Source organism: Paraburkholderia diazotrophica (genome assembly GCF_900108945.1).
Lineage (GTDB): Bacteria > Pseudomonadota > Gammaproteobacteria > Burkholderiales > Burkholderiaceae > Paraburkholderia > Paraburkholderia diazotrophica.
On sequence record NZ_FNYE01000013.1, the window covers coordinates 101396 to 120381 of the forward strand.

17 protein-coding genes and 1 pseudogene are annotated in these 18986 nt (G+C 63.6%); 6 read left to right on the forward strand and 12 right to left on the reverse strand.

Going from position 1 to position 18986, the window contains the following annotated elements:
• Position 1 precedes the first annotated feature (1 nt).
• The 3 genes from fabI to rpoD all read left to right on the forward strand — a co-directional run bounded on the left by fabI (position 2) and on the right by rpoD (position 3613).
• Positions 2–781 carry an enoyl-ACP reductase FabI gene (fabI, locus tag BMW76_RS18205; RefSeq protein WP_090867478.1) on the forward strand — a complete coding sequence of 260 codons (780 nt, stop codon included), beginning with the start codon at positions 2–4 and terminating at the stop codon, positions 779–781.
• A gap of 272 nt (positions 782–1053) precedes the next feature.
• A complete protein-coding gene (locus BMW76_RS18210) occupies positions 1054–1314 on the forward strand; it encodes a hypothetical protein (RefSeq protein WP_245763268.1) in 261 nt (86 codons plus the stop codon).
• Positions 1315–1615: 301 nt separating this feature from the next.
• Positions 1616–3613, forward strand: a complete 1998-nt coding sequence (rpoD, locus tag BMW76_RS18215) for an RNA polymerase sigma factor RpoD (protein ID WP_090867483.1) — start codon at positions 1616–1618, stop codon at positions 3611–3613.
• 120 nt (positions 3614–3733) lie between these two features.
• On the opposite strand, the gene BMW76_RS18220 is transcribed toward rpoD, so the two are convergent.
• The 6 genes and pseudogenes from BMW76_RS18220 to BMW76_RS18245 form a co-directional block, all read right to left on the reverse strand.
• Positions 3734–4174 (reverse strand): PRC-barrel domain-containing protein, encoded by a 441-nt coding sequence (locus BMW76_RS18220; protein WP_090867484.1) that lies wholly within the window; start codon positions 4172–4174, stop codon positions 3734–3736.
• Positions 4175–4291: 117 nt separating this feature from the next.
• Entirely contained in the window at positions 4292–5047 is a 756-nt protein-coding gene (locus BMW76_RS18225) for a hypothetical protein (RefSeq protein WP_245763269.1), read from the reverse strand.
• Between the two features lie 459 nt (positions 5048–5506).
• Positions 5507–6199 (reverse strand): annotated as a pseudogene (locus tag BMW76_RS18230) (fumarylacetoacetate hydrolase family protein); the annotation flags it as partial.
• A 78-nt stretch (positions 6200–6277) separates the two neighbouring features.
• Positions 6278–7285, reverse strand: a complete 1008-nt coding sequence (locus BMW76_RS18235) for a LacI family DNA-binding transcriptional regulator (RefSeq protein WP_090867488.1) — start codon at positions 7283–7285, stop codon at positions 6278–6280.
• Positions 7286–7502: 217 nt separating this feature from the next.
• Complete coding sequence (locus BMW76_RS18240) at positions 7503–8393, reverse strand: SMP-30/gluconolactonase/LRE family protein (RefSeq protein ID WP_090867490.1); 891 nt, start codon at positions 8391–8393, stop codon at positions 7503–7505.
• A 67-nt stretch (positions 8394–8460) separates the two neighbouring features.
• Positions 8461–8694, reverse strand: a complete 234-nt coding sequence (locus tag BMW76_RS18245; RefSeq protein ID WP_090867492.1) for a hypothetical protein — start codon at positions 8692–8694, stop codon at positions 8461–8463.
• Positions 8695–9349: 655 nt separating this feature from the next.
• On the opposite strand from BMW76_RS18245, the gene cobA reads away from it, so the two are divergent.
• The gene (gene cobA / locus BMW76_RS18255) at positions 9350–10111 is read left to right on the forward strand and encodes a uroporphyrinogen-III C-methyltransferase (protein ID WP_090867496.1); all 762 of its coding nucleotides are present in this window, start codon (positions 9350–9352) and stop codon (positions 10109–10111) included.
• 50 nt (positions 10112–10161) lie between these two features.
• Here the strand turns inward: cobA and BMW76_RS18260 are convergent, their stop codons facing one another.
• Positions 10162–10770 carry a CBS domain-containing protein gene (locus BMW76_RS18260; RefSeq protein WP_090867498.1) on the reverse strand — a complete coding sequence of 203 codons (609 nt, stop codon included), beginning with the start codon at positions 10768–10770 and terminating at the stop codon, positions 10162–10164.
• A 225-nt stretch (positions 10771–10995) separates the two neighbouring features.
• On the opposite strand from BMW76_RS18260, the gene mnmH reads away from it, so the two are divergent.
• Positions 10996–12042, forward strand: coding sequence for a tRNA 2-selenouridine(34) synthase MnmH (gene mnmH, locus BMW76_RS18265; protein ID WP_090867500.1), 1047 nt, complete (start codon positions 10996–10998; stop codon positions 12040–12042).
• A 43-nt stretch (positions 12043–12085) separates the two neighbouring features.
• On the opposite strand, the gene BMW76_RS18270 is transcribed toward mnmH, so the two are convergent.
• Together BMW76_RS18270 and BMW76_RS18275 are read right to left on the reverse strand one after the other, a co-directional pair.
• Positions 12086–14428: a diguanylate cyclase gene (locus tag BMW76_RS18270; RefSeq protein ID WP_090867502.1), complete on the reverse strand. Its 2343-nt coding sequence runs from the start codon at positions 14426–14428 to the stop codon at positions 12086–12088.
• Positions 14429–14674: 246 nt separating this feature from the next.
• On the reverse strand, positions 14675–15166 hold the full coding sequence (locus BMW76_RS18275; RefSeq protein ID WP_090867664.1) for a GNAT family N-acetyltransferase: 492 nt from the start codon (positions 15164–15166) through the stop codon (positions 14675–14677).
• A 228-nt stretch (positions 15167–15394) separates the two neighbouring features.
• Here BMW76_RS18275 and BMW76_RS18280 point away from each other — a divergent pair, with 228 nt between their 5' ends.
• Positions 15395–15832 carry a YciI family protein gene (locus tag BMW76_RS18280; protein WP_090867504.1) on the forward strand — a complete coding sequence of 146 codons (438 nt, stop codon included), beginning with the start codon at positions 15395–15397 and terminating at the stop codon, positions 15830–15832.
• A gap of 63 nt (positions 15833–15895) precedes the next feature.
• On the opposite strand, the gene BMW76_RS18285 is transcribed toward BMW76_RS18280, so the two are convergent.
• From BMW76_RS18285 to BMW76_RS18295, 3 genes are read right to left on the reverse strand one after another with little or no spacing between them, the layout of a single operon-like run.
• Positions 15896–17062: an ABC transporter permease gene (locus tag BMW76_RS18285; RefSeq protein WP_090867506.1), complete on the reverse strand. Its 1167-nt coding sequence runs from the start codon at positions 17060–17062 to the stop codon at positions 15896–15898.
• Between the two features lie 13 nt (positions 17063–17075).
• Positions 17076–18230 carry an ABC transporter permease gene (locus tag BMW76_RS18290; RefSeq protein ID WP_090867508.1) on the reverse strand — a complete coding sequence of 385 codons (1155 nt, stop codon included), beginning with the start codon at positions 18228–18230 and terminating at the stop codon, positions 17076–17078.
• 33 nt (positions 18231–18263) lie between these two features.
• Entirely contained in the window at positions 18264–18983 is a 720-nt protein-coding gene (locus BMW76_RS18295; protein WP_245763276.1) for an ABC transporter ATP-binding protein, read from the reverse strand.
• Between the last annotated feature and the right edge of the window lie 3 nt (positions 18984–18986).

Genomic DNA, 18986 nt, shown 5'->3' on the forward strand with positions numbered 1-18986 from the left:
CATGGACAAGCCAACGGGTCAGCCGCTCGCGCAACGCAAGGTGCTGATCATCGGGATCGCCAATGAGCACTCCATTGCGTATGGCTGCGCGCGCGCGTTTCGCGAACTCGGCGCGGAGCTGGCCATCACGTATCTGAACGACAAGGCGAAGACCTACGTCGAGCCGCTCGCGCAGGAACTCGGCGCGTCGCTGCTGCTGCCGCTCGACGTGTCGAAGCCCGGCGAACTCGAAGCCGTATTCGACGCAGTCCGCAACGAATGGGGACGGCTCGACGTCGCCCTGCATTCGATCGCGTTCGCACCGAAAGCCGATCTGCAAGGCGGCTTGCTGAACAGCTCGGCGGAGGGCTTTTCGGTGGCAATGGACATCTCGTGCCATTCGTTCATCCGCATGGCGCGCCTCGCCGCGCCGCTGATGGACGAAGGCGGCTCGATGTTCGCGATGAGCTATCTGGGCGCGACGCGCGTCGTGCCGAACTACGATCTGATGGGTCCCGTGAAGGCGGCGCTCGAAGCGTCGTGCCGCTATCTCGCGCACGAACTCGGGCCGAAGCACATCCGCGTGCATCCGATTTCGCCGGGGCCGCTGAAGACGCGTGCCGCGTCCGGCCTCAAGGACTTCGATCTGCTGCTCAACGAAGCGGCCGAACGCGCGCCCATCGGCGAACTCGTCGACATCATGGACGTCGGCTATACATGCGCATTCCTCGCGACACCCTACGCGCGACGCGTGACGGGCAACACGGTGTTCGTCGACGGCGGGGTCAATATCGTCGGCTGAATATCATCGGCTGAATGCAGGGCGCCATTCGATAGTGGCGCCCCGCTCCCGCGTGTAAACCATTCGCGCCCGACAGACGTTGTACTTCTGCACGCAGCCGCGTCCTCCGGCTGACGCCGGCAAGAACATCTCATAACATGATGGATCGTGCGCCGGCCGCCCGCAGCGGCCTACGCGCATTTCAGTCAACGATCCGAAAGCAACACGTAGTCGAAATGAACGATGCGTCGCATAAGATAACTTCCATCTCTTCTTCGTCGAAAACGCACGCCGTGCCTACGCCTTCCATCATTCCGGAGCAGGACAACGCCCGCGACGCGGCCCCCGCCGCGCGCGAAAACAAGGTCGCGCATGGCGGCACGCCGTGGGCGATGTTCGCGCTGTCGGCGATCGGGCTGCTGGTCGGCGCGTTTGCGGTGATCGGACCGGAGCATGTGTCGATGGCCGTCGCCAAGACCTTGCTGACGGTCGGCTGCGTGGTGGTCGCGGCGCTCGCGGGCATCGTCGCCGCGGACCTTTCCAGAAGGCAATGACTCCCCGTCGCACCACGGCGGCGCATTTCATGCTACATAAAGTGGTGCACTGCACCACTTTTCTGCTATACTCACAGATTCACTTTTTTCGCACGCGTCGAATTGCGTCCTAACTGGAAGGCACTGCGCGGAAGGTCCAGCGAACGCACGGGCATTTCAGTGCGCTTCGGCGGCCTTCAACGCATTGTTTCGCGTCAATCGATTCGTGCAACACCCCGCCCTCCCTCACGATCCGACAGGTCGCGCTGCCTGCCGCGCGCGTGCGCGCGGGGAAGCGAAACAGCCTGCCGAGGAGAACGTATTGGCAAAGCTTGACCGGGATAACTCCCAGTTCGAAACCACCGCACCGAAGGCGCCGAAGCGCGCCGCAAAGGCGAAGGCCCAACCCGCCGTCGTGCCGCAAGACGCGACCCTGCTGGAATCCCTCGCTGAAGAACGTCAACGTCAGATGCGCGCACTGATCGCGCTAGGCCGCGAGCGCGGCTATTTGACGCACTCCGACATCAACGACCACCTCCCGGACAATTTCACCGAAACGGCCGCGATGGAAACCATCGTCAGCACGTTCGGCGAAATGGGCGTCGCCGTGTACGAAACGGCGCCCGACGCGGAAACGCTGTTGTTGAACGACGGCCCGTCGGCTGCCGCATCGGACGATCAGGCCGATGAAGAAGCAGAAGTCGCACTGTCCACCGTCGACTCCGAATTCGGCCGCACGACCGACCCCGTCCGCATGTACATGCGCGAAATGGGCGCGAGCGAGCTGCTCACGCGCGCCGGCGAAATCGAAATCGCGAAACGCATCGAAGGCGGCCTGCAGGACATGGTGCAAGCCATCGCCATGTGCCCGTCCATCATCTCGACGATTCTCGCGGACGTGGACCGCGTCGTGGCGGGTGAAATCCGCATCGACGAACTGGTCGACGGCATCAGTGATGCCAGCGAAGCTGCCGAGATGGACGACGAAGCAGCCGACGCCGCAGCGGAAGAAGAACTCGAAGCGAGCGCATCGGACGAAGAGTCGGATGACGACGACGGCGATCTCTCCGACGACGGCGGCGAAAAGGCCAACGCCGCGCGCCTCGAACAGCTGACGGCGGATAGCCTCGCGATTTTCGAGCGCGTGCGCGCGCTGTTCGCGAGCGTGCCCGACATGCCCGTCACGGACAAGCGCCGCGCGACGGCCATCGCGAACCTGCGCGAGTCGATCCAGCAGGAACTCACGCCGATCCGCTTCACCGCGAAGACCATCGACCGCCTGTGCGCGGACGTGCAGGCTCAGGTCGCGCAGGTTCGCGCGATCGAACGCAATATCCTGTCGATCGCCGTCGACCGTTGCGACATGCCGCGCGAAGCATTCGTCGAATCGTTCCCGGGCAACGAGACCGATCTCGAATGGACGACGCGCACGGCCGCGAAGTCGAAGGCGTATGGTCCGGCGCTCGAGCGTCACCTGCCCGCGATTCAGTCCGAGCAGCAGAAGCTCGTCGATATCGAAGCCGCGATCGCGCTGCCGCTGCAACAGCTCAAGCAGATCAACAAGCAGCTGAACTCGGCGGAATCGAAGATGCGCCAGGCCAAGCGCGAGATGATCGAAGCGAATCTGCGTCTCGTCATTTCGATCGCGAAGAAGTACGTCAATCGCGGCATGCACTTCCTCGATCTGATCCAGGAAGGCAACATCGGCCTGATGAAGGCCGTGGACAAGTTCGAATACCGCCGTGGCTGGAAGTTCTCGACGTACGCGACGTGGTGGGTCCGTCAGGCCATCACGCGCGCGATCGCGGACCAGGCGCGCACCATCCGCGTGCCTGTCCACATGATCGAATCGATCAACAAGCTGAACCGCATTCAGCGCGAGATCGTCCAGCAGACGGGCCAGGAACCGCATCCGTCCGTGCTCGCCGAGCGCATGGACATGCCCGAGGCGAAGATCCGCAGCATCCTGAAGATCGCGAAGAATCCGGCGTCGCTCGATTCGCCCGTCGGCGAAGATGCCGACACGACGCTCGGCGACATGATCGAGGACACGTCTGCGACGTCGCCCGCCGATGCCGCCGTGCACGCGAACATGCGCCGCGCAATCGACGAAGCGCTCGACGCGCTCACGCCGCGCGAAGCGAAGGTGCTGCGCATGCGCTACGGCATCGACACGGCATCGGAACTGACGCTCGAAGAAGTGGGCCGCCAGTTCGACGTGACGCGCGAGCGTATCCGCCAGATCGAGGGCAAGGCGATCCGCAAGCTCAATCACCCGAGCCGCGCGGACAAGCTGCGCCCGTTCCTCGAGCGCAGCTAACGGCTCGAAGCCGCGCATCGCCGTGATGCGCAGCACGCAATAACAAAACGCGCGACAGCCTTGGGCTGTCGCGCGTTTTTTATTGCATTCGCTATGTGCGGTCGACGAATGCGATGGCGCTCAATGATGCTCGCCGTATTCCTTGCGAGCCATCGGCGTCGCGCGCACCTTCGAATACTGGAACGCGGGAATCGACTTCACCGCGTCTTTCGTCGCGCCGGCCCATACGAGCTTGCCGCCCGTATAGTCGAGTTGCGACATCGGGATCGCGACATCGTGCTGCGACACGCCAAGGAACTGATGCGCAGCGACGACCGCAAACGAAGCGGCATTGTCCGGCGAAATGATGATGTCGTGCAGCACGCCGACCTTCTGGCCCTGCTCGTTGTAGATCGGCTTGCCCAGCAGGCTCTTCTTCGCGCTCCAGCCGTTGATGATGATCGATTCCTGCTCGACGCTCACGCCAATGGTCTGTGCGCCCGCCACCTGTGCGCTGGCTTGACCCGAAAACACGCCGACCGTCGACGCCGCGATCAGAACCGCTGCCCACTTTGCCTTCATAGCTTATTCTCCGATGTGAAATGTTGCGAGGGACTGCCGCTGCTGTGAGAAGCGACATACCTTACCGCATCGGCAATAAACCGTCAGAGAAGGGTACACAGGGCGCTTTTCGTCGCGCTACTTCGCGAGGCTCAGCCCTTTGCCCAGCACGGAGCCATCCTTCTGGTCCACGAGCCACACGGCCTGAACGCTTGCGTGAAGCGTGGAGATTCGACGGGTGATGTCGGTCGGCTCTTCATCGGTTGGATCGCTGTGCTCGCTTGTCTCCGTCAGATACGGCGGCTCAAGCGTGCAGACGAGCACGATCGCGAAGTTGTCGCCGGCGCTTTCGAATGCCTCTTGCGAGAGCATCAGGCGGCCGCGCGCGACGGTCTTCGTCGCGCCTTCTGTCTTCAGCTGGATCAGGTCGATCTTCTGGATGAAGCCCTTGGCCTTCGCGTCGGGCGCGATCACGAGCCCGCGCCCTCTTGGGCCGACGATGTTCAGATAGAGCTGGATCGCTTCAGGATGCTCGTCACTGGCAAGCGGCACGTTCACGCTCAGCCGATGCGTCGCCGAGCGGTACAGAATGCCGTGCGGCGCGGGAATCATGAACAGGAACGTGCGCTGTCCGTTCTCCGTGGTCGCCGCATGGCCGTGAAAGATGCGATCGAACGGCTGACGCGCGAGATTGCGAATCCGGTCGCTGAGCGATTGCGTCGCGGCAGCGGGCATCTGGCCAGCGAGCGCATCGCGCACCTTGACGGGATCGTCGGCGGTGACATGCTCAGGCATTGACGTCGTGCTCGACGCTCCCGGCTCGACGGCTTTGGAGGCGGCATTCGTCGATGCATTTGTCGATGCATTCGTCGCCCCATAGGCAACCGCGCTCATGCACAGTGCCGCCGCAATACACAGCCTGAGCCCGACTCCATTTGCTCGGGCAACCGTGCGATTCAGAAAATGCACAACATCCTCTCCGTTGATGGTGACGCTATCGGCGCGTCTTGTTCTTCTCACGGTTCGTCTCGACGGGTCGAACGCGCTATCAGTTCGCATTCTAAGCGTATTCGATGAACGGGATGCGGCAAGCGGGCTACGGCTCTGCCAAGCGTTCCGGCAAGTACTCCGGAAAGAAAAAACGCCAGGCACCGAAGTACCTGGCGTGCAGTTCGACTACACAGGCGCTCGACGCGCCTTTTATTCTTGCCTTTATATCGACTGCGAATCGCAGATCTTTAGGCCTTCGCGCAACCATTTAATCAGGGAAGAATGAAGGCAATGTGGTTAGCTTTGCCGTCCTGAGCAGACTAAACCTTGCGAGTCCATGGAGCGGGACTCGCAAACGTTATTTTAATTCGTCGTCGCACCCATTTGACATGCACCCACTACTTCGCGATCTATTGTGCCCGAAGCTAGCAGCCCGCGCGCGGCGAGATTCGCGTACAGCGAGCGCACGCCGAACGTCCACGGTGTAATTTCCGTGCACGGCTGCACGGTATTGCTCAGCGCGCCGAGTTGCGACGTCGAGATCGTCACGATGTCTCCAAGGTGATGCGTGAAGCCGCCGCCCTCTGCATCGCGATCCTTGATCGGCGAGAACATTGTGCCGAGAAACAGCATGAAGCCATCGGGATACTGATGATGCCTGCCGCACGTCTGCGCGACGAGATCGGCGGGAGCGCGGCTGATCTCCGACATGTGACTCACGCCTTCGAGCAGAAAGCCGTCGTCGAAGCCTTCGACGCGCAACGCGACAGTCGCGCGCCGCACGGAGTCGAGCGTGAATTCGCCGTCGAAGAGCCGCACGAACGGCCCGATCGCACACGAGCCGTTGTTGCCCTTGCACTTGCCGAGCAGCAGCGCCGAGCACCCTTCGATATCACGCAGGTTCACGTCGTTGCCGAGCGTCGCGCCCGTGACCGTCCCCTTGCTGTTCACGGCGAGCACGATTTCCTGCTCGGGGTTGTTCCATGTCGATGCCGCCAGCAAGCCGACGTCGTCGCCGAAACCGACCGACGACATCGGCTGCGACTTCAAAAACAATCGATCCTCCGATGATGAACGGCCCGCACCTTGCCATGCACGACAGGCCGATGGTCCGATGGCCCGATGAAAAGCGCGCTACGCGCTCTCGCGCGCGATCACGCTGAAGTCGATCTTCACGCTCTTGCGCGCCGAAGCGCGCGTCGCTCCTGCCGCGCCGTCCTGCGCCGCGAGCGCGGCCAGCAATGCTTCGCCCGTGCGCGTGCCGATGCCGTACGCGTCGACGGAAATCGTCGTGATGGTGGGCGCGCAGCACGCGGCCACTTCGAAATTGCCGAAGCCCGCGACCGCGATATCGCCCGGCACCGACAAGCCGCGCCGGCGGCATTGCATGATCGCGCCGAACGCGGACATGTCGCTCACGCACATCACGGCATCCGTATCGGGCCATTGATGCAACAGCGCATCGAGCGCGGGCGCGCCGTGGCTCATCGTGATGGGTGACTCGCCGAGTCGCACGACGCGCGGCTCGCCGAGGCCCTGCATCTTCACTTCCTGCAGATAGCCCTTGAGACGTTCGAGACCGCGCCGGTCGAGCTCGCTCGCGCCGCCGAGAAAGCCGATGCGCCGATAGCCGCGTTCGACCAGATAACGAACCATCTCGCGCGCAGCTTTCGCATTGGAAAAGCCCACGGCCGCATCGATCGGCGAGGTCGGCAGATCCCACATCTCGACGACGGGCACGCCCGAACGCAACAGCAACTCGCGCGTCCCGCTCGTATGCTGCGCGCCCGTCAGCGCGATGCAGCGCGGCTGATGGCGCAGCATCGAGCGCACGAGCCGCTCTTCACGTTCGAGATCGTAGTCCGTATCGCCGATCAGCAGTTGCAGTCCTTGCGGCTCGAGCGCGGCCGTGAGCCCGCGCACGGTGTCGGAGAAGTTGGAGCTGGCAAGCGACGGCACGAGCACCGCCGCAAACGCCGAACGCCCCGACGACAACGCGCCCGCCGCCGCATCGGCGACGTAGCCGAGTTCATCGATGGCCCGCTGCACGCGCTCGCGCGTGGCGGGTGCAACGCCGCTGCCGGCGAGCACGCGCGACACTGTCATCTTCGATACGCCCGCGAGCGCCGCGACATCCGACATGCGCGGCGGTCCCGCGAGCGCGTTGCGTGTTTCGGTGGCGCGTCTGGTGCTGCGTGGAGTGCTGGACATGCTGATGGTTTGGGGTCGCGTTCTTTATCAGCCGCATATGATAACGGCAGATAACGGCAACCTCGCGCGCGACCGTCCGTCTGCGACGCAAGCGCCACGAAGCATGGTGAACGCAGCGCGGGATTCGATGCGTGCGCGTTTCCCCCATTCAATCCGTCACGCGCAACGCGCTGCGCTTTTCGATCAGCCCCGGCACCGACACGCGCATCGCAAAGACCCCGCCCGATTGCGGATACTGTTCGAGTTCCTCGGCGGGGCGGCCCTGGCGCGCGGTGGTCACATAGAGCGTGCGCAGATCGTCGCCGCCGAACGCGCACATCGTCGGGCAGCGCGCCGGCAACGGATATTCGCCGACGACCTTGCCTTCCGGCGAAATGCGCACGACGCGTCCGCCTTCGTACAGCGCGGACCAGTAGAAGCCTTCGCTATCCACCGACGCGCCATCGGGGCGCCCGCGATCCGTCTGCGTCGGCTCGAACTTCACCCAGTCTTCGCGCGGTCCGACCTGGCCGCTGTCGACGTCGTACGGGTGCCGGTAGATCGTGAGGCGCGGCGTATCCGAGTGATAACACCAATGGTAGTCGGGACTGAACGCCATGCCGTTCGACGTCAGCAGGCCCGCGTCGATCTTCGTCAGCTGGCCGTTTGCATACCGATACAACGATGCCGCATTGCCCGCTTTCGGTTCGTCCAGTGTGCCGAGCCAGAACCGGCCACGCGCATCGCAGCGGCCATCGTTGAAGCGGCTCGTCGCGGGATTCTCGGGGTTCGCGCAGAGCTTGCGCGCCACCTGCCCTTTCGCGTCCAGCAGAAAGATGCCCGTGCGCATGCCGGCAACGAAGCCGTCGTCTTCCGTCAGCGAAAAGCACCCAATGTGCTCGGGCATCGGAATCGCCACGTGCTGCCCTGTCTTCGGATCGAAACCATGCAGCGCCGGCGCCTGGATATCGACCCACCACAGTTTCGCGCGGCGCTCATCCCAGCGTGGACATTCGCCAAGCGCGGCGGCGGCGGGCAATACACATTCGAACGTCTGCATGATGACGGTCCTCTCTCGTGGCTCTGGAAAACGCACGCGGCGCGGATCGATCCACAGTAGCAAACAATCATGCAATGTTCAGCGTCGTAGCCGTTCTTCGCACGCAGCCCTTCGCGCGAGCGATTCTGTACGCCTCGCCGCGTTGCATCCGCGCGCGCGGTCCACGCCGCTCCCTGAGCCGTTCGGGACGCATGCTCGCGCCATGACGCTGGCGGATGTCATCGACTTCGCTCGCGAGGGCAGCCACGGGCACGCGATCGCGGGTGAAGAAGTCGATCAACGTCGAGAGGCGCTGCTTCATTTCGTCTCCAGGTGCTTGTCGTGCTGCGTTCGTGCGCATGCAACGCGAAGAACGCGCAAAAGTAAACGCCAACGGCGTCCCGCCAGTCCGGTTCGAAAACCAGACCGAGGGGACGCCGTTGTCCAATTCGATGCTGCAAAGTGCTGCGAATGCTATAAAGATTTGCTGCGGCGCGGCTCGTCGTTGGCGCCGCGCCAGTTTGACGATGCAAGTCATATGCCATGCGAGACGTTATGGCGGAGAGCCGCGCGCGCAGGCGATGCGGCGATTGCGCTGCCTCCACAGCCGCCAGGGTTAACGAATCATGATGATGCTCGCAAGCACTTTCGTGGTGCGTCGCAGCACTACGCGCGTGCGCGACACGGCACGACGAAATCTTCAGACGCTTTGCATCGCACACTCGAGCCGCCCGCTCGCAACGAAGCCCGCCGCGCGTTGCACACATAAAAGCATCGGGGCGTTTCAGCGACTGGCCTCGTTCTTGCGACAACGCCGTTCGCCGGCAAAGGCGCCGGCATCCCGTCCGCGCATGGAGCGCGCCACGGGAACGGGCAAAAAAGCAGACAGGACAGCGGCGTCCCCTTCGTGCGAGCACGAGCGGGACGCCGCTTGCATTGGCGATATCGACTGACGAACATACGCGATGGAGAAACGGATGAACACGGGCAAAGTCACACTGGTCAGCGCGGGACCCGGCGATCTGGACCTGCTCACCTTCAGGGCGGCGAAGGCCATCGCGGCCGCCGACGTGCTGCTGATCGACGATCTCGTCAATGACGAGATCACGACGCTGAAGGCCGCTCATGCGCGCGTCATCAAGGTCGGCAAGCGCGGCGGCTGCAAGTCGACGCCGCAAGCGTTCATCCAGCGCCTGATGCGCCGCTATGCGCTGCAAGGCCGGCACGTCGTGCGGATCAAGGGCGGCGATGCGCTGCTGTTCGGCCGCGCGGGCGAAGAGATCGCCGATCTGCGCAGCGCGGGAATCGACGTCGATATCGTCAACGGGATTTCATCCGGCTTCGCAGCGGCAGCGGGGCTCGGCGTGTCGCTCACGCATCGCGACCATTGCCAGGGCGTGATCTTCGTGACGGCGCATCTGCGCGACGGCAGCGAACCCGACTGGCCGACGCTTGCGGCCACGGGCATGACGCTCGCGATCTACATGGGCGCGAGCCGCATCGAAGGCATTAGCGAAGCGCTCGGCAAGACGCTGCCCATCGATACGCCCGCCGCCGTCGTGCAGTGGGCCGGCACGTCGCGCGAAAGGCGCGTGTGCGCAACGCTAGGCGAGATTGCGGCGCGGGCCGCGTCGGAAAACATTGCGAGCCCGGCCGTGATCCTGATCGGCGGGGCGATTGGCGAAGGGGCCACGCAACTGGCCGCGCGCAGCGAGTCACTGTGCCGGCTGAGCGCGTGAGCGTGCCGACTTATTGCTGATCAGTCGCTTATGGGTGGCTTGGCGGCCGCTCATTGCCCGCACATGATCTTCATGATGTCGGCCTGCGTCAGAACGCCGACCACACGGCCGTCGTCGTCCACGACGGGCAGATGATGATGCCCTTCTTTTTGCGTGAAGAGCCGGATGACGTCGGTGAGCGGCGTCGTCTCGGCCACGCAGCGGACCTGGCGCGACATCACCGTAGTCACGGGCCGCTGGCGCCGCTCGCTCTCGGGCGCGGTGGTATCGGATGCGAGCTTGAGAAAAGGCAGGACGGCATCGAGCGGCTGCAAGTCGACATGCGTGACCACGCCTTTCAGGCAGCCCTCTGCATCGACGACCGGCAGCAGCTTGATATGGTGCGAATCGAGCACCTTCAACGCGGCGCCGATCGTATCGTCGACGGTCACGGTGACGGGCGGCTTGCGCATCACGTCCGCGCAGGTGAGCCGCAGCAACTGCTGGAAATAGGCCTGCCGTTGCAACTCGCCGAGCGCCGCTCGCCGATCGTCCTGTTGCTCCCGCGCACTGCGATCACCCCGGTTCGCTTCACCGTCGCCCTTCGCGCGGTCATCCGTGGCCCCGACATGATGGCCCGGGTTCCCGAAACACCAGTTCAATACCGACGAGATCGACATGTTGGCCCTCCCCAAGGGTGCGTTGACTGTGCATGAAACGGCAATTCCAGCGACGCATATCAGCTTTCATCGCTTGCTGCCAGTTTACATCATAACGTGAGGCATTTGCGCGCGGCGCGCTGTCGCTGCCGGAGCACGGAAAAGGCCGGCAAAAACAGGGCAAAAACGCCGACATGCGATAATTACCCATTACGTCGCATCGCAACGGCCCGTGTGCCCCAACCCTTGAAATCGCTTCTCGCCCCGCTCGACCAGATATCGGAGTTCGACGAAATCGTCGATGTCCGCACGCCGCTCGAATTCGCCGAGGATCACATTCCCGGCGCAATCAATGCACCCGTGCTGTCCAATGAGGAACGCGTCATCATCGGCACGATGTACAAGCAGGTGTCGCCGTTCGAGGCGACCCGGCAAGGCGCGGCCATGGTTTCGCGCAATATCGCCGGGCACCTCGAAACGACCTTTGCGGACCGTCCGCGCAACTGGCGGCCGCTTGTCTATTGCTGGCGCGGCGGCAAGCGCTCGGGATCGATGACGACCTGGCTCAACCTGATCGGCTGGCGCGCGCGGCAACTGGACGGCGGCTACAAGAGCTACCGGCACGCGGTCGTCCAGTCGCTCGACACGCTGCCGGGGCAATTCCGCTACGTCGTTCTCGCGGGCCATACGGGCAGCGGCAAGACGCGGCTCCTGCACGCGCTGGCCGAAACCGATGCGCAAGCGCTCGATCTCGAAGGGCTCGCATCGCATCGCGGCTCGATTCTCGGCATGCTGCCGAACGAGGCGCAGCCTTCGCAGAAGGCCTTCGATACCGCGCTCGTCTCCGCGTTGCGCGGGTTCGACCCGAGTCGGCCCGTATTCGTCGAAGCGGAAAGCCGGCGCATCGGTTCCGTCTCGCTGCCCGTCTCGTTGACGGAGCAGCTTCATCGCGGCACGTGCATCCGTGTGGAAACGGAGCGCGGCGAACGCATCCGCCTGCTGCTGCAAGACTATGCGCACCTCTTCGACGACCGCGAGTTCTTCAAGGCGCAACTCGCGAAGCTGATCGAGTTGCACGGTCGCGCGAGAATCGGCGAATGGCAGACGATGATCGACGAAGACAAACGCGTCGAACTCTTCGAGCAGTTGATCGACCTGCACTACGATCCCGCCTACGCGCGCAGCACGGGCAAGCACTATGCGCAGTTGCCCCAGTCGATGCGCTTCGCGCTGCGGCCCACGGACGCCGATCTCCACGAGCAGGCGCGCGCGCTGCTCGCGCAACTGCGCTAGCGCGTCAAAGGACGGATGCGCTGAAGCACTAGCGCGCAGCGCATCACCAATGCTCGGCCGTCGGCCACGGAAGACGCCGCAGCGACCAGTCCAGTTCCGCTCCGACCACGCAGCGCCCCTCGGGCGACTGCAACGCGACCGTCACCGCGATGCACGGCCTGCCGCTCGCGAGCGACAGATACGGGCTGCTCGTGACGGGCACGCCCGGACGCAGCACGGCATTACGGAAATACGGCCGATGGTCCCAGCGCGCATCGCGCGGATTCGCGACGGGATGCAGCGACCCGCCTTCGACCGCCGACGCCCTGCCCATCACTTCATGTCCGATCTGCCGCCCCGTATCGTCGAGCACGAAACAGCTGACGCATAGCTCCAGCTGCGCGAGATCGCAGAATGCATCGGCGAGCGGCACGCCCTTGAGCCATGCATCGACGCCCGCATCGAGCGCCTGCCGGTACGGCCGCACTTCCGATTCGAACAGCGCGTGCTGATGCGCGCGCCCTTGCGCGATCACATCGAATGCGTGATCGATGCGCCGGTGCACGGCATCGGGCGGCGTGACGGACGGCGACGGCCGGCCAAGCAGAAAGCCTTGCGCGAAGTCGACGTTCGACTCGACGGCGAGAATCAGCTGCTCCGTCGTCTCGACGCCCTCCACCACGACCAGCATGCCCGCCTGATGCAGCAGCGAGACGAGCTTCGGCAAGATCGGCTGCTCGACGCCGGGGCTCGTTGCGCGTATCAGCTCGCCGTCGAGCTTCACGAGATCGGGCCGGATGCGCAGCAGACGATCGAGGTTCGAGTGGCCCGCGCCGAAATCGTCGACGGCAATCAGAAAGCCGTGCTCGCGATACTGCCCTGCCGCGCGCGACATGTCGTCGACGCTGCCGCCATGCGACTCCAGCAGTTCGAGCACCACGCGATCCGGCGCGAGCCCCGCCGAGCCCACGAGCTGCGCAAGCTGACGGGCATAGCCATCGGCGATGAAAGTGGCAGGCAGGATGTTGAGAAACAGCCATGCGTCTTCAGGGATCAGGCGGCGCGCATTGCCGATATGCAACGCGTGGCTCGTCCGATCGAGATCGCCCTGATCGCTGAACGGCCTCGGCGAGAACAGCACGGCGGGCGGCACGTGCGAGCCGTCCTCGCGCTCGCCGTGCAACAACGCCTCGAAGCCGACCTGCTTCTGGTGCGAGAGGCTGTAGAGCGGCTGGAACTGCGAGGTCAGCCAGAAGTCGTCCCACAACTGGCGGATCGGTTCCGACGACGCGCCGTCCACGAGATCATGCGCCCATGTGAGGCGCGCGGGATCGACGGGCGCCGCGCGTTCGACGCACACACAGTTGCGCCCCGTATGCTTCGCTCGCAGCAAGGCCTCGTCGGCGCGATCGAGCAGCGCCATCACGCTTTCGCCGCATCGGTATTGCGCAACGCCGAAGCTCGCGCTCAAGAGGCCATCGGGACGCGCAATGCGGCCGATCGCGCTGCGCAACGTTTCGGCGAGTTGCGCAGCGGGACGCAAGGCCGCGTCGTGCAGCAGCACGAATTCTTCCCCGCCGATACGGCCCACGATGTCGGCGGGCGTCGTCATCTCCTTCAGCACGCGCGCGACGTTCGACAGCGCCTGATCGCCGATTGCATGGCCGAACCGGTCGTTCAGCGACTTGAAGTGATCGATGTCGATAAAAATGGCGCTGACGCTCGCATCTCCGTTCAGCTTCGACAGACGCATCGCCGCCTGATCGAGAAACGCGCGGCGGTTGTGCAGCCCCGTCAGCGGATCGGTTGCGGCAAGACGCGCGAGGCGGTCTTCGAGCAGAAAGTGATTGCGTCTGAAGCGGTAGAAGCCGAAGTGAAACACGGCGGCCGTCGGCAGCGCGATGGCGAGCCACATCCACCACGCGACATTCGCATCGTCTTGCGCGCGCGGCAGGCTCATCAACAGCGGCACGCCCGTTGCGCAAAAGAGCGCGCTGCCGACGAAGAAATGCGCAGGCGTGAGCCACAGCGGCGCCGCGCAGACGGGTATCGCCACCATTGCAGGCAGCACCCACACCAACGGCGCGTCGAGCCCATCGACATTCAACGCGAGCCCCGCGAGCAACACGAGCATATACGCGACGCCGAGCGCGCCGAATTGCGATGTGCTCCTCGCGCGGGCAATCGCGGCGACGAGCAGCGCAAGGCACGCGCCGCACACGAGCCGCCAGATGAGCGGCACGGCCGGCCCCGTCACGAAGCAGCGCGCGAATGCGAACGCCATGAATGCGATGACGGTAAACGCCATCGTCATGGTCGCAAGGGGTCGCTGATGTTCCAGTGAACGTCGGTGAAACCGGTGTTGCAATCCGGCGTCGGACGTCCGATCCGTTAGGGAGGAAAGCATTATTAGCTCAGGCCAGTTCCGGTGACTCTGCCGATGTATAACGGCAACTCCGGCCCGAGGTTGATACTTCATATGAAAACAGCAATGCGCGTTGGCATCGACCGATGCTGCATTTGACAATTGCTAGTCTCGCAAGCGCGAATCACTTGCACCCGTCACTTGCATCAAATGTCAATTGCGTCGCGGGTGCTACCTTATCCTCCCTCTGTGTGAGATCACGAGCGATCGAACACGTGCTCCTTCCCTTTAGAGAACAAGTGAGAGAAAGCGCGTCCCTGCAACGGGGTTCGCGTAATAGGCGGCCGTTTCGGTGAAGCCCATACGTTCGTACAGACGCTGCGCGAAGGCCGTTTGAGGAACGGAATCGAGCACGAGCTTCGCATATCCCAGCGCCTTCGCTTTGCCGATCACCGATGCAACGAGTTGCTCCCCGAGCGACAGACCTCGATATACAGGACGCACATAAAGCCGCTTCACTTCGGCAACTTCATTTGAATGTCGCAGAAGTCCCACGCAGCCCGCTATATCGCCGTCTGCTTCCGCGACGAAGAACATGCCCGATGGCAACGTGTACGTCTGTTCGAACGTCTGCATTTCATGCTCGAAGCCGCGATACGACAGGTCCATGTCGAGCCATTTCACGTATTCGCGAACGATCGCAACAACAGCAGCCGTATCGGCCGGGAAAACGGCTTCGCGAATTGAAGGAAGCACCTGATGCGTGATTGAAGCCGACATGTCGCCCTCGCGCTGAATACCCGGATCATCCGTACGGGACACAGCGTAATGCTCGCAACGGCGCACAGTCTTGAACGTTTGTGCAAACGTGTTGCGCACTTGCATTCGCACCTCTGGCGCAGAGCGCTAACGCGCACATCGATGTCGATTTCAGCTATCGTCGATCGTCGTAACGATGAAAGCCGCCTGATCGCGCGGTTTCGACAACCCATTCGAGGAGATGCAGCGATGAAAGTGATGGTGATCGTCAAGGCCACGGGCGACTCGGAAGCCGGCAAGATGCCGGGTACCGAATTGCTGGCCGCCATGGGCAACTTCAACGAAGAGCTCGTCAAGGCAGGCGTGATGCTCGCGGGCGAAGGCCTGCATCCCAGTTCACGCGGCAAGCGCGTGCGTTTCTCGGGTCCGCAGCGCACCGTGATCGACGGGCCGTTCGCGGAGACGAAAGAACTGATCGCCGGCTTCTGGCTGTGGCAAGTGAAGTCGATGGAAGAAGCTATCGAATGGGTCCGGCGCTGTCCGAACCCGATGGAAGGCGAATCGGAAATCGAAATCCGCCAGATATTCGAAGCCGACGATTTCGGCGACGAGTTCACGCCCGAATTGCGCGAACAGGAAGACCGCTTGCGCGCCGACATCGAAAAGCAGGCGAACAAGGCGAAGTGACGCTCCGCTCGTCGGCGCAATGGAATGCCCTCAGCGTCCGCTCAGCGTGTGCTCAACGCGGGCTCAACGCGTACGCAACGCATCGACGATGCTCATGCGAGCGGCACGCATCGCGGGCAGGAATCCGCCGACGAGCCCCATCGTCATCGAAAACGCGAGCGTCTTTATGACGATGGCGGGCGTCAGGATGAAACGGAACGACAGGTCCGCAAAGGTCTGAAAGTTGGTGGTCGAAAACGACGCGAACTGCATGAAGGCCGCGCAGCCCAGGCCCATCATCCCGCCGACGAATCCGAGCAACATCGCTTCGACGAGAAACGCGGCGAGCACGTTCGAGCGCCTGAAGCCGAGCGCGCGCAACGTGCCGATCTCCGCGACGCGATTCGCGACGGACGCATACATCGTGATCATCGCGCCGATCATCGCGGCGATCGAAAAGATCGTCGACAGCGTGAAGCCGAGTATGTTGATGAACGTCGAGAGCGCCTTCGACTGGTCGCTGTAGAACGTCTGCTCGCGCTTCGCTTCGTCGGCGAGGCGCGGATCGACGTCGAGATCCCGTTTGAAGCCATCGAACTGATCGGACTGCGCGAGGCGCACCACCATCGACGAATAACTGCTGCGGCGAAACGACTGCATCAGCTGATCGACGTCGCCCCAGATTTCGGAATCGAAGCCGCTGCCGCCGGCGTCGAACGTGCCGACCACTGTCCAGTCGCGCTGCGCGAAGTGCAAATGCTCGCCCGGCTGCGTGCCGCTGAAGCCCTTTGCAACGCTGCTGCCGACGATGATCTCCGACGAGCCTGGCGTGAACATACGCCCCGACGCGAGCTTCACTTGCGGCCGCAAGCTCATGCCCGCGGGCGATACGCCGCGTATCACGACGTTCGACGGTTTCCCCGTACTGAGCTTGAGCAGCGAGATCAGCACGACGGATTCCTTCGACGCCATGCGCCTGCCGTCGCCGCCCATCGCAACGGCAGGATGCATTTCGATCACGTTCGCCTGAGCGCGGTCGATCGCGCTCTGCACTTCCGTTTCCGCGCCCTTGCGGATCACCACGACGTTGTCTTCTTCGCCCGTCGAAACGAGCGTTTTCTTGAGGCCCGCGTCGAGCATCAGCACGGTCGCGAACACGAACACGACGAGCGCGAGTCCGCTCGCCGTGAGCGCCGTGGTCAGACGGCGCGTCCACAGGTTGCGAGCGATGTATGAGAGCGGAATCGCCACGATAGCCTCGCCTCTAGCCGATCGCCCGCAGGCCTTCGACGATCCGCACGCGCGCGGCCTGCATCGCCGGAATGATCGCGGCGGCAAGTCCGACGGCGAGCGCGCATGCGGCCTGCAACAGCATCGTCTGGTGCGATACGACGAACACGGGAAACACGCCGCCCGTCGCCTGCTTGAAGAAGCTCGCGGCGGGCGGCGTCGCGAGCATGCCGAGCGCGCCGCCCACCGCGCTGATCGTCACCGACTCGCCGAACATCAGCAGCGCGAGAAAGCCCGGTCCGAAGCCGAGCGCCTTGAGCGTCGCGTATTCGACAGTGCGCTCGCGCGCGCTCATCGCCATCGCGTTCGCCATCACGGCCATGATGATCACGATCACCACGTACGACACGAGACGGATCGCCGCGATGATCTGATTCGACATCGCGACGAAGCCGAGCTGGAATGCCTGCTCCGTTTCCGTAAGCGTTTCGGCGAGCGAGTTCTTGAACACGGCGTCGACGTTGCGCGAGATTGCGGCGGCATCGTCGGGATTCGAAATGCCGAGCACGTACACGCCGACCTGATCCGGTTTGCGCCCCGGCATCTTGCGCACCGTTTCGTTCAGATAGTCCCAGTGGAAAATCAGCTGACGCGTGATCGTCGATTCGTCGCGCCCATCGAGAATGCCGCGCACCGTGAATTCCCACGTGCCCGGATAGATCGTCCCCTTGATGGGAATCACGTCGCCGACCTTGAAGCCGAACGCGTTCGCAAGCTGCCTGCCGATCAGACAGCCCTTGCGGTCGCGTGCGTATTCACTACGCTGCTGCGCGGGCAGAATGAATTCGGGGTACAGGTCCAGATAGTTGTCCGACACGGCGAACTGCGCGAAGAAGTTCTTCGGCTCGCGATAGATGCCGCCAAACCAGCTCGAACGCGCGACCATCGTCACGCCGTCGACGCCTCGAATGCGGTTTTCGTAGCTGAGCGGCAGCGGGAACGTCAGCGAAATCGCATTGCGCGTGACAAGCCGCGCATTCGACGCCGCCGCCGCGCCCGCGTACCACGCATCGACCACGGTATGCAGCAAGCCGTATGCGAGCACGGCAATCGTCAGCCCGAGCACGGTCAGCATCGTGCGCAGCTTGTGACGCAGCGCGTTGCGCGTGATCAGCTTCAGCAGATGCATGGCAGCCTGCGGTTGCGCGCTTCATTGGGCATTTCAGCGAGCCATTCCATCGATCAGCTCCCCTTTCTCCAGATGCACGAGCGCCCTTGCCGCGCCCGCCGCATGCGCGTCGTGCGTCACCATGATGATGGTCTTGCCCAGCTCGCGGTTGAGCCGCTGCAACATCGACAGCACTTCCTCGGCGGACGCGCGGTCGAGGTCGCCCGTCGGTTCGTCGGCGACGATCAGAGTCGGATCGGTGATCAGCGCGCGGGCGATCGCGACGCGCTGCTGCTGGCCGCCCGACAGCTCCGACGGATAGTGATGCGCGCGGTTCGACAGATTGACCATGTCGAGCACGAGCGCCACGCGCTCGCGGCGCTCCTTGCGCGTCAGGCGCGTGAGCATCAACGGCAGCTCGACGTTCTCGAACGCCGTCAGCACGGGCATCAGGTTGTAGAACTGGAAGATGAAGCCGACATGCGCCGCGCGCCATTGCGCAAGCGCCGCTTCGGAGAGCCGCGTGATGTCGACGCCGCCGACGCGCAGCTCGCCGCCGTCCGGCCGGTCGATGCCCGCGATCAGATTGAGCAGCGTGCTCTTGCCCGAGCCCGACGGTCCCATCAGCGCAATGAAATCGCCTTCGCCGATCGCGAGCGTAATGTCCGACAGCACGGGCACCGTCTGCACGCCGCGCCGGTACGACTTCACGAGGTGACGGATGTCGACGAGGGGCATCGCCTCTTTCAGTGCCGCGCTCGCGTCATGACTCATGTC

Coding starts and splice junctions, on each gene's coding strand:
- BMW76_RS18260 (WP_090867498.1), bottom strand. CDS start 10,770: ATGTCGATCTCGTCGGTATTGAACTGGTGTTTCGGGAACCCGGGCCAT.
- BMW76_RS18245 (WP_090867492.1), bottom strand. CDS start 8,694: ATGAAGCAGCGCCTCTCGACGTTGATCGACTTCTTCACCCGCGATCGC.
- BMW76_RS18235 (WP_090867488.1), bottom strand. CDS start 7,285: ATGTCGGATGTCGCGGCGCTCGCGGGCGTATCGAAGATGACAGTGTCG.
- BMW76_RS18225 (WP_245763269.1), bottom strand. CDS start 5,047: ATGAGCGCGGTTGCCTATGGGGCGACGAATGCATCGACAAATGCATCG.
- BMW76_RS18290 (WP_090867508.1), bottom strand. CDS start 18,230: ATGCATCTGCTGAAGCTGATCACGCGCAACGCGCTGCGTCACAAGCTG.
- cobA (WP_090867496.1), top strand. CDS start 9,350: ATGAACACGGGCAAAGTCACACTGGTCAGCGCGGGACCCGGCGATCTG.
- fabI (WP_090867478.1), top strand. CDS start 2: ATGGACAAGCCAACGGGTCAGCCGCTCGCGCAACGCAAGGTGCTGATC.
- BMW76_RS18295 (WP_245763276.1), bottom strand. CDS start 18,983: ATGAGTCATGACGCGAGCGCGGCACTGAAAGAGGCGATGCCCCTCGTC.
- BMW76_RS18275 (WP_090867664.1), bottom strand. CDS start 15,166: ATGTCGGCTTCAATCACGCATCAGGTGCTTCCTTCAATTCGCGAAGCC.
- BMW76_RS18270 (WP_090867502.1), bottom strand. CDS start 14,428: ATGCTTTCCTCCCTAACGGATCGGACGTCCGACGCCGGATTGCAACAC.
- BMW76_RS18280 (WP_090867504.1), top strand. CDS start 15,395: ATGAAAGTGATGGTGATCGTCAAGGCCACGGGCGACTCGGAAGCCGGC.
- BMW76_RS18220 (WP_090867484.1), bottom strand. CDS start 4,174: ATGAAGGCAAAGTGGGCAGCGGTTCTGATCGCGGCGTCGACGGTCGGC.
- BMW76_RS18240 (WP_090867490.1), bottom strand. CDS start 8,393: ATGCAGACGTTCGAATGTGTATTGCCCGCCGCCGCCGCGCTTGGCGAA.